This window comes from Pseudoflavitalea rhizosphaerae (genome assembly GCF_003991355.1).
Classification (GTDB): Bacteria; Bacteroidota; Bacteroidia; order Chitinophagales; family Chitinophagaceae; genus Pseudobacter; species Pseudobacter rhizosphaerae.
In genome coordinates this window covers 82,074-97,980 of sequence record NZ_RCSU01000018.1, presented here as the reverse complement: position 1 = coordinate 97,980, position 15,907 = coordinate 82,074, and the positions used below count along the sequence as shown (strand labels likewise).

8 protein-coding genes are annotated in these 15,907 nt (G+C 47.8%); 2 read left to right on the top strand and 6 right to left on the bottom strand.

The genetic code is table 11. The features are described from left to right. The 6 genes from D9Y29_RS23975 to D9Y29_RS23950 all read right to left on the bottom strand — a co-directional run bounded on the left by D9Y29_RS23975 (position 1) and on the right by D9Y29_RS23950 (position 10,045). A complete protein-coding gene (locus D9Y29_RS23975; protein ID WP_241238030.1) occupies positions 1–2,559 on the bottom strand; it encodes a glycosyl hydrolase 115 family protein in 2,559 nt (852 codons plus the stop codon). A gap of 26 nt (positions 2,560–2,585) precedes the next feature. Further along, positions 2,586–3,335 carry an SDR family NAD(P)-dependent oxidoreductase gene (locus tag D9Y29_RS23970; protein WP_127132777.1) on the bottom strand — a complete coding sequence of 250 codons (750 nt, stop codon included), beginning with the start codon at positions 3,333–3,335 and terminating at the stop codon, positions 2,586–2,588. 4 nt (positions 3,336–3,339) lie between these two features. Then, the gene (locus D9Y29_RS23965; RefSeq protein ID WP_127132776.1) at positions 3,340–5,436 is read right to left on the bottom strand and encodes an alpha-glucuronidase family glycosyl hydrolase; all 2,097 of its coding nucleotides are present in this window, start codon (positions 5,434–5,436) and stop codon (positions 3,340–3,342) included. 28 nt (positions 5,437–5,464) lie between these two features. Then, a complete protein-coding gene (locus D9Y29_RS23960) occupies positions 5,465–6,541 on the bottom strand; it encodes a LacI family DNA-binding transcriptional regulator (protein ID WP_127132775.1) in 1,077 nt (358 codons plus the stop codon). A 30-nt stretch (positions 6,542–6,571) separates the two neighbouring features. After that, the gene (locus tag D9Y29_RS23955; protein ID WP_127132774.1) at positions 6,572–8,116 is read right to left on the bottom strand and encodes an alpha-N-arabinofuranosidase; all 1,545 of its coding nucleotides are present in this window, start codon (positions 8,114–8,116) and stop codon (positions 6,572–6,574) included. 12 nt (positions 8,117–8,128) lie between these two features. Next, positions 8,129–10,045 (bottom strand): sialate O-acetylesterase, encoded by a 1,917-nt coding sequence (locus tag D9Y29_RS23950; protein WP_127132773.1) that lies wholly within the window; start codon positions 10,043–10,045, stop codon positions 8,129–8,131. 865 nt (positions 10,046–10,910) lie between these two features. On the opposite strand from D9Y29_RS23950, the gene D9Y29_RS23945 reads away from it, so the two are divergent. Together D9Y29_RS23945 and D9Y29_RS23940 are read left to right on the top strand one after the other, a co-directional pair. Next, positions 10,911–14,042 carry a SusC/RagA family TonB-linked outer membrane protein gene (locus D9Y29_RS23945; protein ID WP_127132772.1) on the top strand — a complete coding sequence of 1,044 codons (3,132 nt, stop codon included), beginning with the start codon at positions 10,911–10,913 and terminating at the stop codon, positions 14,040–14,042. 51 nt (positions 14,043–14,093) lie between these two features. Next, entirely contained in the window at positions 14,094–15,842 is a 1,749-nt protein-coding gene (locus D9Y29_RS23940; protein WP_127132771.1) for a RagB/SusD family nutrient uptake outer membrane protein, read from the top strand. Positions 15,843–15,907: the final 65 nt, after the last annotated feature.

The following is a 15,907-nucleotide window of genomic DNA, read 5'->3' as shown; positions in this document are numbered from 1 at the left end:
TTATCGATGTAGTGTTTCAGGAAATCCCAGGTGGCCTGGTTTCGCTTTGCCGGCATTGAGCTCCAGTTTCTGCAAAACCACACCGGGGTCCACCATCCAGAAATGAAGGGTGTGTTTTCCGGGTTTACTGATGTGCAATCTTGTTTTTTTAATGATGATATTATTGACTACCCAGGTTTCCCAGATCCTTGTATTAGCGTCGTCTTTGTTGAGTTCCATGATCTGCGGTACCTGCTCATCGATACTCACGGCAAACTGCATGCCTTCCGGCGCATGCTGCAGGTTGAGGGTAGGAGAACAATACAAAGAAAGTTCGAAGGCAGCTGCATCCCGCACATAAAAATCATAGCTCAGTTTCGGAGCGTTACCACCAGGTTGCTGACGCGAAGCAGTAACAGGGAATGGGGTGATGGCATCGCCGGTACGGCCATGGTGGGGAAGGACGGTCCAGGTAATGCCATTGCTGTTGACGGCTTTTGAATAATGTGCTGCGTCCATGGACACATAACCTGAATATTGATAGAACAGGTTGCCGGAGACGCCATCAGGAATGAGTTCTTTGGATGTTTTGGCAAATGTATCGATGCTGATCAGTTTTTCTTCTTCGGGCGCTTCCAGGTATTCCAGGGAAGGGATCTTATTGAAAGGCGGTTGTTGCCAGTACGTATAACCGATATGCGTCTGGCTCATCATATGGTCCCATTTTCCATTATTGATGCGATGGTATTGAAGCGAGATCAGCGAATCGTTTTCGAAATGTTGTTTTGCAGTATCTGCGTACCTGTTGGCGATAGCGAGATTGTATTTTGCATGATGATGGTTCAGTGCCGTATAATAGTAGAGCTGATAGAGATTGTTCACTGCCATGATGGGATGCAATACGAGCTGGAAAAAGGCATCCTGGTATTCAGCAGGAATTTGGGCAGCAATGGCTTTTGCTTCTTTTTCCAGTTTTCCTGTTTCTCCTATCACGGAGCTGAAAGCATTACCTCCGTATAAGTTGTAGGAGTTCTCATTCAATAGTTCGGGTTTTTTTCTTCCGGTGATCTTTGTGTAAGTGGCGAGAAGGGCTGCAATTTCTTTTTGATGCCGGCTTCCGAATTGTTGCGCCGCCCATTGTTCCGTATATGCCTGAATGTCTGAAGGCCCGATCCTGGTTGGGTTCCAGGCATAGTCAAGGAAGAAGGAGATGGGTAGTTCCATGGGTTTGAGGTCACCCACGTTCACGATCCAGATCTGTTTTACATCATATTCCCAAGCCAGGTGCATCTGTTCCCAAACACGTGGAAGCGGGTTGGTGTTGATCCATTTGTAATTGCGGGGACCGCCCACATAATCGAAATGATAGTAGATACCGTAGCCTCCTTTTCGTTTGGGGGCATTGGGTGCAGGGAGCCGCCGGATATTGCCCCAGTTATCGTCACAGAGAAGCAGGGTAACGTCTTCGGGTACGCGCATTCCTTTATCGTAATAGTCCTGCACTTCCTTATACAATGCCCAGAGTTGTGGTGTTTGGTCCGCGGGTTTGCCGCTGACTTCACTGATGATCCTGCGTTGGTCTGTCACGATTCGTTCCAGCAGGCTGGTGGCGGTTTCCCGGCTCATGGGCTCATCGCCATCGCCACGCATACCAACCGTCACGATCTTTTCATTGGTGGCGCGCTGCAGTCCCTGGCGCCAGAAATTGCGGAGCGCTGTGGCGCTGCTATCGTAGTTCCATAATTGTTTGTTGCCGTAGCGACGCCATTCATCGTGTGCACGCATCAGTGGTTCATGGTGACTGGTGCCGATCACGATGGCATATTGCTCTGCCATTCTGATATTCAGGCTGTCATCGTCATAAAATGCATTGCCCCACATGGCAGGCCAGATATAATTGGATTTGAGACGAAGCATCAGTTCAAATACTTTCTCATAGAACCCGGCGCGGAAGCCTCCAAAATGTTGCCGGCTCCAGTTGCTGAGAGCAGGAGCTTCATCATTCAAAAAGATACCACGGTATTTTACCAGCGGACTGTCTGTGATACTGGCAGCTCTCCTGATATGGATCGATTGCTTTTTCAATACAGGTACATCGGCCCACCAGTACCAGGGCGAAACGCCGGCCTGTTTTGAAAGTTCCAGCACCCCGAACGCTGTGCCACGTGCGTCACTGCCGGTGATCACCAGGGCCTCCTGGATATTGGGAAAAGGATTTTGTATGGACGAAATATGAAATGCTTCCCAGCGTTTGCTGATGGCTGTGAGATCCAGTTTTTTGTTTGTGTTGAGCAGGCGGATGATGCCCGATCGATCTTTACTGCCGATGATGATCAGCTTCCCGGCCTGCGGCTTCTCTATGATCACCGGTCTTTCCCCGGTGATCATGAAGATATCCTGCTGTAATAGTTCGGCAGCTTTTCTCACTACTTTATGGTCGTTTGGATCCACCAGGATCTTCGCTTTGTTCAAATTGTAGGTAGATGCATCCGCACGGCTTACCACCAGTTGCGCGGTAGAGTTGCGCATCAGCAGCACCATTGCGGTACCCAGGATTATATGGACGAGAGCAGATTTCAAGGCAATCAATTGATTGGTTTGTTTGATCAGAATCCGATGGAGTTGCCTCCATCCACCGGCAAAACTACGCCGGTGATGTATTGAGCAGCATCACCGGCAAGAAACAGGGCGGCTTCGCCGATATCGGCTGGCTGTCCCATTTTTCCCATGGGAGTACGGCTGAGTACTTTCGTTTTTCTTTCGGGATCGCTGTTCAGGGCTTTGTCTGTCATGTCTGAATAGATGAATCCCGGGGCGATCGCATTTACACGGATACCCATTGGGGATAGTTCCACCGCCATTGCGCGGGTGATACCCTCGATGGCGGTTTTGCTGGCGGAATAGCTGATCACCTTCGGGATGCCATACTGGGCAGCCATGGAACTGATATTTACGATACTGCCGGAACCCTGAACCAGCATTTGTTTCACCACTTCCCGGCTTAAAGAGAAAACGGCTACCAGGTTGGTGTTGATGATATTGATGAAATCCTCATCGGTTACATCGGTGAATTCTTTTTTCTGATTGATGCCGGCATTGTTCACGAGAATGTCTATCGAACCAAATTCTCTTGTGATGGCTTGTACAAAAGCGGGTAATGCTTTCAGGTCCGTAAGGTCCTGGACTTTCGGGTGACAAAGCACGCCGAGCTGCTGTTGCGCCTGTTTCAGTTTTTGCTCATCCCTTCCTACGATCACCGTCTCGATGCCATGTTTTGTAAAAGCCGTTGCGATGGCCAGTCCGAGCCCTGATCCTCCTCCTGTAACAATGGCGATTTTTCTTTTATCGTTTTCCATGATTTCAATAAGTTATATGAATGCGGAGATTCTTGTAGTATTCCAGATCATGTTTCGGTTGTTCATACCCGGCAGGGAAAGGTTTTCCGGAGAAGGTTTGAAAATAGAGCAGGCATGCATCACGCCACCAGGCCGCTTCAGAGGCTTGTATGGCCAGCATTTGCTGTACATGGCTGAAGCGCTCTGCATCTACAAATCTTTCCAGGTTTTTCCATTGCTGCTGCATGGCCCTGACAGAATCTGTGGCAGCATGATACCTGTAGCAAAGTTCATCCCAGAGGCTGCGGCCGGATTGCATTTTGTGGTCCCATGAAGCATGGTGGAACCAGAGCAGGTAATCGTCCGGGCAATTGTCTATGCTTTCATACTGTTGTTGCACAGGCGTTGCGTATTGGCTGAGCGCATTGCTGCCGCTGCTTGTACGGTTGAATCCAATTCCTGCCTTGTCTGCTTTGTGGTAATATACCGGGTTCCAGTCGGGGCGGTTCAGTGTGTTGCCCCAGGGCATCGGGCCGTAATGATGGTGGTTGTACATGATATGCGTGAGGCCCAGTGGCGTCATGTAATCCACCAGCAATTCCCTCGAACGCATCATCATTTTCAGAACGGGCTGAACAAAGGCTTGTTGGGTGGTGAAGGTTTGTTTGATCCATTCAACAGCGATTGTTTCGCTGCTGAGGCTATGGTCCCAGCTCAATCTGCCGAAAGCGTACCAGTTGCTTTGCGCAAAGAGATGGCCGCACCAGTTAAGGTCGTTGCCGATATTGGCCACGCCGGCAAACCCGCTCAGGGTGCTGCTCACAGGAGATCCTTTCCCTTGCTGGTAGGTATCGGCGTCCAGTGTTTCCTTGTACAGGGGAGCCTGGTAAACGAGATGAGTGCTTTGACCGAGGTATTCCTGTGTGAGCTGGAATTCCATCATCAGGGGTGTGGCAGGCATAGCTCCGAAGAGGGGAGAGAAGGGTTCTCTTGGCTGAAAATCGATGGGACCATTCTTCACTTGTACCAGCACGTTAGTACTGAATTTTCCGTCCAGCGGTTTGAATTCCTCATAGGCCTGTTTGAAGCGGTCGTCTGAATTATGGCTGTACACGAATGCCCTCCACATCACGATCCCTTTGTGCGGCGCGAGCGCTTCAGCCAGCATATTGGCGCCATCTGCATGGCTACGCTTATAATCCTGCGGACCGGGTTGCCCTTCACTGTTGGCCTTTACGAGGAAGCCGCCGAAGTCCGGGATCAGCTGGTAAATGGAATCCACTTTCTTTTTCCACCATTCGCGCACTGCCGGGTCCAGCGGGTCAGCCGTTTTGAGTCCGCCGATCTCTATTGGTGCACTGAACCGGGCCGTGAGCCAGGTTTTGATGCCATAGACGCGGAATACGTCAGCCAGGGCTTTCACTTTCTGCAGGAATTCAGGCGTAAGGATAAGCGCATTGGCATTCACGTTAGTGAGTACGGTCCCGTTGATGCCGATACTGGCATTGGCGCGTGCATAGTCGGTTACGCGCTGGTCTACATATGATGGCAAGTTATTCCATTGCCAGAGTGAAAATCCTGCATAACCTCTTTCGATCGTCCGGTCAAGATTATCCCAATGGTTGAGCAGGCGCAGAGGGCTGCGTGGAATTGAAAGTATATCAAGTTTTTGGATGGACTGCTCAGTTTGTACCAGTCGCAGAAAATGAAAAACCCCGTAGAGTATTGCCTGGTCTGTGTTCCCGGCGATGAGTATCCGGTTCTTTCCGTCAATGACAATGGTTTTGATCAGGAATCCTTCTGTGCCTGCTTTTGACAATGGTTCTTTGATGGCGGGAGTAATGCCGGGAATATTTTCAGGTTTGCTGAGTAAGATGCTTCCGCTGTAGCTTAGTGGAATTTTGATGCGCAACATGCCATTCAAGCCGCGTTCCAGTTCTGACCTGGCTGCGCGAAGGGTTGGCGAAGTCCCTTTTATTTCCAGTGAGCGGATGAGTTGTTTGCAGGCATTCACATATCCGGCGTTGACAATGGGCTGGTAGCGTAACCAAAGCTCATAGCCGGTTTCAGCCTTACAAAAGGCTGTGATGAAAATGGCTAGGATGAAAGCAATTCGTTTCATAAAGCAGTTCTCGTTTTTTTGACGGCAGTCAGGGTTGTCTGACGGATGATTGCCGAATGATGAGTTCCGATCTCACCACGATCGTTTGTGTATGCCTGATATCCGATAATCCAGCCAAATGGTTGATGAGATTGCGTGCAGCGATCTCTCCCATATCGATGCCCGGATAATGAATGGTGGTGAGCCTGGGCTCAACGATCTTTCCGATGGCATCATTGTTGAATCCCACCACGGCAATATCTTTCGGCACCTGCACGCCATGTTCTTTCAGTGTTTGCATGCACACAGCTGCGGAAAAATCATTGGTGATGAAAACGCCGTCCGGCCTGGGAGCCATCTTGAGGATCTGCAAGGCTGCTTCCACACCGCATTGTTCACTGAGGTCCTTGATCAGAACATATTCTTTTTTGTAAGGGATCCCATGATCAAAGAGCGCATCTGTGTATCCTTTATGCCGTTGAGCGTATACGTTCCTTTTAAGATTGGCAGTTACCAGTACGATGTTCCTGCATCCCTGTGAGATCAAATGTTCGGTAGCCTGGTAACCACATTTGTAATTATCGATGATCACTTTTGTGCTTTCACTGTTCTCTTCCACGCGGTCGAAAAAGATAACGGGAATATTTTTTTCTTCAAAGTGTTTGAAATGCTCCAGGTTCTCAGTGTCGAAAGAGAGCGAAGCGATAAGGCCATCAACGCGTTTGTGGAAGAAGTTCATGGCATTGGCCGCTTCCNGGCCATCAACGCGTTTGTGGAAGAAGTTCATGGCATTGGCCGCTTCCTTGGCGTAGCTTTCTGAAGAGTGTGCGATGAGCAGATCGTAGCCGGCTTCGGTAGTTACCTGTTCGATGCCTGCGAGAACGGACGTGATGAAGTTTGAGTTGAGCTCATGCACCATCACGCCGATGGTATTGGTCTTTTGTTTGCGCAGGTTGCTGGCGAAGGTATTGGCGCGATATCCCATTTCGCGGGCGGTCTGCTGGATCTTCTTGCGGGTATTCTTGTTGATAGCGGGATGGTCCTTCAGCGCGCGACTGACAGTGGCCGAAGAAAGCGCCAGTTTCTGAGCAATATCATATATCGTTACGTCTTTCTTGACTTTCATGTTGCAATTGGTTGGAATAATTTTTACAACTTATTTCAGTTCCAGCACTACAACAGAAAACGGCGGAAGGCTTACACTTAGTTCCTTTCCTTTCAATACAGCTTTCCTGAACTCAGCTGGTTTTATTTTTTCAGGATTTTCGAAACTGTTATGGTCCTGTAATCTGTCGGACTGAAGGATACGGCCGGATACATTTTTCGCAGCAGCAGAGCCAAGATCGATACTGATCTCCTGCGCTTTCTTCGCATCCATGTTCACCAGTGAAATATGGATCGCGCCATTCCTGTCTTTCGATGCTGATGCGGAAACAGCCTGGATCTTTTTCCCATTCAATTCATAATTGCTGCTGGTGATGGTTAGCGGTAACAAGAGAGCATCCTGGTGAACATTGTACATTTCCATTACGTGGTAAGTGGGAGTGAGTACCAGTTTTTCTTCTTTCGTCAATACAACGGATTGGAGAACGTTCACTGTCTGCGCCAGGTTGGCCATGCGTACGCGGTCACAATGATTATTGAAAATGTTGAGTGTGAGACCAGCGATCATCGCATCGCGCATGGAGTTCTGCTGATAGAGGAATGCAGGGTTAGTGCCTTTTTCCACTTCGTACCATCCTCCCCATTCATCCACTATAAGTGCTACCTTTTTAGCGGGATCGTATTTGTCCATTACTTCACTATTCTTTTTTACCATGCGCTCCATTCTCCATGCCTGTTCCATCGTTCTGAAATATTCTTCTTCTGAAAATCCGGTGGCGGAACCTTTCGCTGACCAGTTGATCACGGAATAGTGGTGGATAGACAGGCCTTCGATCCTTCTTAAAGGGACCTCACGCATTACAGTCTCCGTCCAGTTGTAGTCTTCAGTGCCGGGCCCGACAGCAATCCTGTAAAGTCCTTCACTGTTATTGTAGCTGGTAGTGAGTGTTGCGTATTTCTTGTATTCATTCACGTAATAGGCTGCAGTCATATGTCCGCCACAGTCCCAGGATTCATTTCCTATTCCCCAGTATTTAACATTCCAGGGTTTTGATCTGCCGTTTTGTTGGCGCAGGTCTGTAAGGTGGCTGGTGCCGTTGGGATGGTTCACATATTGTACCCATTCCATTGCCTCCTGTACAGTTCCGCTACCCATGTTGATGGCGAGATAAGGTTCTGCATCGATCATTTCACAGAGCTCAAGGAATTCATGTGTGCCGAAACTATTGTCTTCACGCACACCGCCCCAGGTGAAGTTCTCGATTGGTTTCCTTTTTTCCCTGGGACCAATCGCATCTTTCCAGTGATAGGTATCGGCAAAACAGCCTCCGGGCCAGCGGAGGACGGGCGTTTTGAGTTTTTTCAGGGCTTCAACTATGTCGAGCCTGATCCCGTTCTTATTGGGGATCTTTTGATTGCCTGCCCCTACATAGATGCCATCGTAGATACAATGACCGAGGTGCTCCGCAAAATGACCGTATATGTTTTTGTTGATGGTGTCCCTGGCTTTTGTGATATCGAGTGTGACCTTATTTTGCGAAAAGGAAACGCCGGCAAACATTGTTGTGGCTATTGCAATGGCAAGGATCTTTTTCATATTTATATTTTTTCAATTATCGGTTCTGAATGGCGATGCAGGTAATCCTTCCTTATTGATCAGGTTGGGGTTGACCGGGTTATCGGCCCAGGCATAGCGAACGAATCTGGGTTGGCTTATTTCATCATTCCATGCGATGAGGATATTGCCTTTTATTTTTGTTTTTGCCCAAAGGAATTTTTTATCGGAGCCGGCAATGGCAAATTCAGCAGGAGCTTCTCCGTCGGTAGTGGACAATTCCTGGCTGAATTGAATGATCAGCTTGTTGCCTTCTGTTTTATATGATTGAAAGAGCGGGCCGGAGCTGGTGATGTTTTCGCCATAGGCGAGATGGAGAGCTTGCAGAGCAAGTCTTTCGCCTACATCCTTTTTATTGTCGGGGTGAATATCATTCCATTCCCCAAGATCAATGGCAACGGCCATGCCTGTACGAGGAACGGACAATGTTTTCAGCTGCGCTTCCCTGATCAGTGCCCAGTTGCTTTCAGAAGGCAGGTAATTGTAATCCATGAAACCGGGCAGTTGCACATACAGGAAGGGTAGCTCTTCCTGTTTCCATAATGTTCGCCAGTTACGGATCAGCGCCTGCATCAATGCGTAATAGTTTTGCGGCTGCCCGGCATTGGCTTCGCCCTGGTACCAGCAAAATCCTTTGATAGCGTAATTGATAACCGGGGCTACCATTGCATTGAAAAGGGCGCCAGGCTGGTTTTGCGCGGCGATCCCTCCGCGAGGCTGACCACCGAAAGGGTTGTTCACCAATCCTGGCTTATAGAGCCAGGTCCCTTTGAGATCAACTGTGTCTTTCCCGGAAAAGATGCAATAAGGTTTATCCGGAACAAATCCGCCTTTACCGGAATGGTTGGTGACGCGCACCACAAAAACATTTTTGCCTTCTTTCAGGATGCCTGGTTTTACAGGATACCTTCTCTGCGGGTACATGTATGTAGTGTTCCCAACTTTTTGTCCGTTGATATAGAGCTCATCTGCATCCACGATCCTGCCGAGAAAAACTTTGGCTGGCCGATCGGTCATACTTGCAGGGATATTCACTTCACGGCGATACCAAACGATACCATTGAGGTCTTTCACGCCCTGGTCTTCCCAGTATCCCGGAATATTGATAGGACGCCATCCTTCGGGCGTAAATGCCGGGTCGAACCATTTTAGTGGACCGGTCAAACCCAGATCTGTTGGTTCTTGTGGCCGGCTGACAGGAGAGATTGCTTTTCGATTCAGGCTATTGGTCCAGCTGGTGTCTTTATTCTTCTGAATGGTATTGAAAAGCGTAGTGAAATCTTTGAGCCCTTCTTCGCTGATCCATGCTTCGATGGGTGTTCCTCCCACACTGGCATTGATGATGCCGATGGGGATCCTGTATTGTTCATGGATCTTTTTTGCAAAAAAATAGGCTACTGCTGAAAAAGGTCTGACCTCATCGCCTACGGCCGACCTCCAATGAAGATCAGGCAGATCTTCTTTGGGACCCTGCAGGCTGGTGAGTGTTGGTATCCAGCATTGCCTGATCTGAGGATAGTTGGCGGTTGCGATATCTGCAGCATACCTGATATCATGAATATTCATCTGGTGCACCATGTTCGACTGGCCGGAACAAAACCATACATCACCGAAAAGAACATCCTTCAGTATGATTTTATTTTTACCGATGATTTCTAACGTAAATGGACCTCCGGCATCTTCAGGCGGGAGTATGATTTTCCAGTTGCCTTTTGTATCTGCTGTGGTGAGGTAAGTTTTTCCACTAAGCCTTACAGTTATATGTTCTTTTGGTGATGCCCATCCCCAGACGGGAACCTTACTGTTCCTTTGCAGGATCATGCTGTCCCTGATAAGTGAAGGCAGTTTTACCTGTGCAATGCAGGGGAACTGGAGGAGGAACAGGGAGAAGGCAATCGTTAAGGTTCTCATTTGGTAATAAAATTTCGCATTCGTTAGTTGTGGCTCGTTGCTAAAACCGGGGTCTGAGCCGGGCCGGCCTCTGTTGTTCCGGCAGGCTGGTTTCCCCTTGTTCACCTGGCTGCACTGGTCCGATAGTCTTCATTTTTCAGGCTTTATGCCGCTTGACAATCAAATTTAGCAGATTTGTTTTGCAATCGGTTGCTTAAATATCGGAAAAAAATTAGAATGGAGAATGCTTTTTTCGGCAACCTGGCAATTTTCTGGTCATTGAGTAGTAATTCTCAGTTGCCGCCGCTGTTCTTTTGTTAATGTAGCCGGCGTTTTAGATACTTCTCTCAGTTTACTTTTAGTGAATTTCGTACAAAAGACAGTATGGGAGCCATTTGTGACTGTTCTGTATCTGCATAATATATATGTATGAGCCGCGCTGCAGCGCTGGTATGCTTGTTTGCATTTTGAATAAATCTGTCCTGTTCCGGGTTTGAGATTAACTGGAGTAAAAGAACTAATTGTACATCAGTCAATTCTGTCAGATCAGCCAAAAAATGCTTTTTTATCAAAAAAATTGCAATCGGTTGTAATTTTGGGAAATTTCACTATATTCGTTATAGCAAGCGTTGAAAAAGGCTTGTCATAACGATTGAAACGGTCAAGCCAACTGCTATATGAAACAGCTCATGCCGTCTTTGCTCCTGCTGCTTTGTTTTTCTTCTCCTTTGCATATGCCAACAAGGAGAGGGGAATGTGTAATATTCCGGATTTCTCTTCGCTGTATCATGTACTCCCTTTCAAATTTTATTCGCTGTTCCAGGTATCATACCCGGCAGCTCACTCCCTATCACTATATTTCTACATTGCTTAAACTGCCAAAAAAATGCGTAACGAAACAACTGCAAAACCAGGAAATGCGACCAATACAACCTGCTTATCCACGGGCAGGTTACTGTTGGTATCTCTACTGACTGTTTGCCTGCTCTGGGTATTGCCCGCGTCTGCCCAGGACAAAAAGATACAAGGCCGGGTAACTACCAAAACAGGTGCTCCTGTATCAGGCGCATCAGTACAGGTGAAAGGCACCAATACAGGTACTTCCACCAATGAAAATGGCGATTTCACCATTACTGCCTCCCGGGGAGCCGTGCTTATTATTTCAAATGTGGGATATGTGAATAATGAGATCACGGTCGGGGATGAAAATATTGTAAAAGTGGTATTGATCACAGCGTCACAGGATATGAGTGAAGTAGTGGTAGTAGGTTATGGTACGCAAAGGAAGAAAGATGTGACCGGTGCTGTTGCCAGTGTAAACCTGGAGGCGCTGCGCGAGGCGCCCAATACCAATATCGGTCAAATGCTGCAGGGTACTGTTCCTGGTTTGAACGTTGGCCTTTCCACCTATGCCGGTGGAACGCCTCCTATTTCCATCCGCGGTATCAATACGATCGGCGGTAACCAGAATGTACTGATCATTCTGGATGGTATCCAGTTCACAGGCTCTCTGTCTTCCATCAATCCTGATGATATTGCCAGCATCGATGTGTTGAAAGATGCCAGTTCCACTGCTGTTTACGGTGCACAGGCCGCCAATGGCGTAATCCTGATCACTTCACGTAAGGGCCGGAACAATCAGCGCCCGCGTATCGCTTTCTCCAGTGGATACACCACTCAGAAACCGAATGTAGATCTCCGGCCCATGAACAGGGAGGAATACCTGAGAAATATCAGTGAAGCTTATTACAATCAGTCTTATATCGGTCCCGAGTATACGAAGCCGAATGAAAGCTTCGATGTTACCAATTTCGTGGATGCTACCATGCGCAACAGTGAAGGTCTCCTGCCCAATGATTTCAACTGGTGGGATGAAGGAACCAAAACGGGTAATATCTATGAAGGGAATCTCAGTCTGTCAGGAGGCACAGACAAATTCAACTACCTGCTTTCCGGAGGGTACGTTGATCAAAAAGGATTTATCATGAACGATATCTTCAAAAGGAGGTCTATCAGGGCCAACCTGGAAATTAAAGCGCTGGACTGGTGGAAGATCGGACTGGTATCCAATGGCTCATTTGTAAACCAGGATGGCGCCGAGCCGGGCATCAGCGGCCTGATCTTCATGTCGCCATTGCAAAAGCCCTTCGACGACAATGGAAAACTGATACCGTTCCCCACCAACACGGTTATGCCCAATCCTTTCAATACTTTCTATGTTGATAATTTCGACAGGACCACTTATCTGTTCGCCAATGTATATACCGAGATCAATCCTCCGTTCCTGAAAGGGCTCACTTACCGTTTGAATTTTGGCAACAACTATACAGGTCTTCGGCAGTACGGGGCCAGCATCTACGGTGCCAACCAAACCGGTGAAGCGTTCAAGCGGAATACTCACTATTACGATTATACGCTGGACAATATCCTCACCTACACCAAAAGTTTCGGAGATCATAACATCACTGCCACGGCAGTTTACGGCGCCATCGAACGCAGGTTTGATACTACCGGGGCAAGAGCCACAGGGTTCGACCGCCTGAACCTCAGCTATAATAACCTTGCCCTGGGCGCAAACCAATTCTCAGGCTCCGGTGGATGGAAGGAAGCATTGAACTATCAAATGGGCAGGATCAATTATAGTTTCGATAATAAATACCTGCTTACTGCTACCATACGCAGGGATGGTTATTCCGGATTCGCATCCAATCACAAATATGCTTTGTTCCCTACACTGGCATTGGGCTGGGTGATGTCTGAAGAGAAGTTCATGCAAGATCTCAGCTTCCTGAATACGCTTAAACTAAGGGCCGGTTATGGTGAAAGCGGTAATATGACCTCAAGATATAGTTCGATCGCGAAAGTGACCACCGGGGCAGCTTACGTATTCGGAGACGGAGGTACCCCCGCTTTCGGTCAGCAGGTTGCCGCATTGGGAAACCCTGATCTCAAGTGGGAAAGAACGAAAGGTCTCAACGTTGGTCTCGACTTCAGTTTGCTTAACAACAGGTTATCCGGTAACCTGGAATATTATATCAACAATACACATGACCTGCTCTTTCCGGTATCCTTACCCGATATCACGGGTTTTCCCAATATCCAAACCAATCTTGGGCAACTTCGCAACAAGGGGTTTGAAGCTTCCATTTCTTACCGTGTGATAGATCAAAAGGATTTCAACTGGACCACCTCCTTCAATTTCTGGAAGAACACGAACAAGGTGATCTCACTCACCGGTGTGGATGCGAACAAGGATGGAGTGGAAGACGATCTTATTTCCAGCAACCTGTTTATCGGCAAGCCGCTGAATTCCATTTATGGTTACCAAACAGGTGGTATCTATCAGGTAGGATCAACACCGCTCCCGGGCTTCTTTGTTGGCTCCATGAGCATCGTGGATCAGAATGGCGATAACCTGATTACTCCTGAGAAAGATCGTGTATTCCTTGGCGATAGAAACCCACGCTACCGTTTTAGCTGGATGAATACCGTTAGTTATAAAGGATTTTCTCTCATGGTGTTCATCAACGCCATTCAGGGTGGCAGTGATGGTTACAGGGGCAACAACGCCCGTTCCTATTTCCGTGATGATAATTCCATCCGTAATAATGACCTGGTGCAGGTGGACTACTGGTCGCCGGCTAACCCTGGTGGAAAATATCCACGTATCATTTCCGGCACACAACCTGCAATTCAGGCAGGGGTTAACACGAATGTTCTCTCGGGTGTTACCAATCAATATGGTATGTGGGAAAACAGAAGCTTTATCAGGCTGCAGGATATTTCATTGTCTTATAATTTGGGAAGACTGATAAAGAAAATCCCTTTCCAGGCATTGAACCTGTATGTGAGTGGTAAGAACCTCGTCACCTGGACGGACTGGAAAGGCTGGGACCCTGAAACCGAATTGTCTGTAACCAACACAAACAGCCAACCCCAGACCGTAGTTCAGGGTCTGACTGTTGATGGCAGACCGGTAATGAGGGCTTTCACCATTGGTTTGAACATTACTTACTAACCAATGCCGGCCAGAACTACCAATCAATTACTAACGATTTATACTGTTTTCATGAAAACAATCAAAATATTACTGTTACTCGGGGTATTGGTCACCGGTACAGTGGCTTGTAAAAAATCATTCCTGGATGAAAAGGCGGTGGACTTCCTGAGTACATCCAATGCATTCAAGACTGAGGCTGATTTCAAGGCATCCGTCACAAACCTGTATGGAAGGATCAGATCGCATTATTATACGGTGAACGACTATCAGCCTTTCTGGTATTTATATCGTACCGATGCTTATCTGGATGTTGCATCCAGCGCAGCCAACCTTCCCGGTCAGATAGCGCCTACAGCAGGGGAAGTCACATTTGCATGGGCGCCTCATTATAAAATTATAGCCGAGGCTAATACAATCATCCATCGCTTGCCAACTTCAGATCTTACTGATGCACAAAAGTTGCTTTTCGAGGCGAGGGCCAGGTTTTTCCGGGCTTTCGGATACAGGGCATTGGCCTATTTGTATGGGAATGTACCACTGGTGCTGGAAGAAATTGAAACGCCTAAAACCGATTTCACCCAATCCACCAGGGAACAGGTATATGATCAGATCATTACAGATCTTGAATTTGCAGCTGCCAACCTTCCCTCCATCGACAAAGTAAGTGATGGAGAGATCTCCAATATAGCCGCCTATCATTTACTGGCGGAGGTCTGCAATTCGGCAAAGAAGTTTGAAAAAGCAAGGGATGCAGCCACTGCTGTGATCACTGATCCCAATATGGCGTTGATGACGGCGAGATTCGGGTCCAGGAAAAATGGTATTCCTGCCAATGGCATTTTCCCTGCCATTGCAGGAGATGTGTACTGGGACCTTTTCCAGCCACAGAACCAAAACAGGAAAACGGCCAGTAACAAAGAAGCGATATGGGTGATCCAGTTTGAAACAGATGTTCCGGGAGGCGGCAACAGTTCCACCAGGAGCGTTTTTGATGGAGATGCTTTCTATGCGCTCGAGCGTGTTCATACGCCATTGATGAGAGATGTTAAAGTAAATGGTGTTGCCGTATTCCAATGGCCTGTAAGTGACTTCACCGGTGGCCGTGGTGTTGGCTTCATGGCGCCTGATGCCTGGTTTGCCGATACTGTTTGGAAAAATGCAGGGGCAGATGTAAGAAATGCCAACCATAATTTTGTAAGGGATTTTATCGGCACTAATCCTGCAAGTCCTTTATACGGACAGGTATTCTCTACAAAGAATTTGCCGGCCGGCGCTACCGGCTTCAACAATGCCGTATTGAAACCAGGTGTAGCAGAAAGGGCCTTGTATCCTTTTCAATCAAAAGCAACAACTCCATTTGCGCACCCCGCCAGTTTGCTGAATAACCCCAATAGTACAGACGTTGTTGGAAAACTGGTACTCAAGGGAGGCGCCGGTGGAACTTATCTGGATCAATACATGTTCCGCCTGGCCGAAACTTATCTGCTGAGAGCCGAGGCGCAATTAGGCTTGAGCCGGACTGATCTTGCTGCTAATGATATCAATGTGGTGAGGTCAAGGTCCAATGCCGGCGCTGTTGATGCTGCCGATGTGAATATCGACTATATCCTCGATGAAAGACTGCGCGAACTTGGCGTGGAAGAAAAACGGATGCTCACCCTGATGCGACTGGGAAAGTGGGTCGACAGAGTCAGGAAATGCAATCCCTTCTATGCTGCACAAGTGCAGGACCATTATAACCTTTGGCCCATCCCGGCTAGTGAAATAGAAAAGAACAATCAAAACAAGTTGAATCAAAATCCCGGTTATCCGCAATAGTTAGTATAAGAGAGATTGTAAAAGGACCATGATGAAATTACCTGTGAATAGATTGAAGTTCTGCA

Bases quoted from the DNA above. Each gene is read 5' to 3' on its own strand.
- D9Y29_RS23970 (WP_127132777.1), bottom strand. From the start codon at position 3,335: ATGGAAAACGATAAAAGAAAAATCGCCATTGTTACAGGAGGAGGATCA.
- D9Y29_RS23965 (WP_127132776.1), bottom strand. From the start codon at position 5,436: ATGAAACGAATTGCTTTCATCCTAGCCATTTTCATCACAGCCTTTTGT.
- D9Y29_RS23955 (WP_127132774.1), bottom strand. From the start codon at position 8,116: ATGAAAAAGATCCTTGCCATTGCAATAGCCACAACAATGTTTGCCGGC.
- D9Y29_RS23950 (WP_127132773.1), bottom strand. From the start codon at position 10,045: ATGAGAACCTTAACGATTGCCTTCTCCCTGTTCCTCCTCCAGTTCCCC.
- D9Y29_RS23945 (WP_127132772.1), top strand. From the start codon at position 10,911: ATGCGTAACGAAACAACTGCAAAACCAGGAAATGCGACCAATACAACC.
- D9Y29_RS23940 (WP_127132771.1), top strand. From the start codon at position 14,094: ATGAAAACAATCAAAATATTACTGTTACTCGGGGTATTGGTCACCGGT.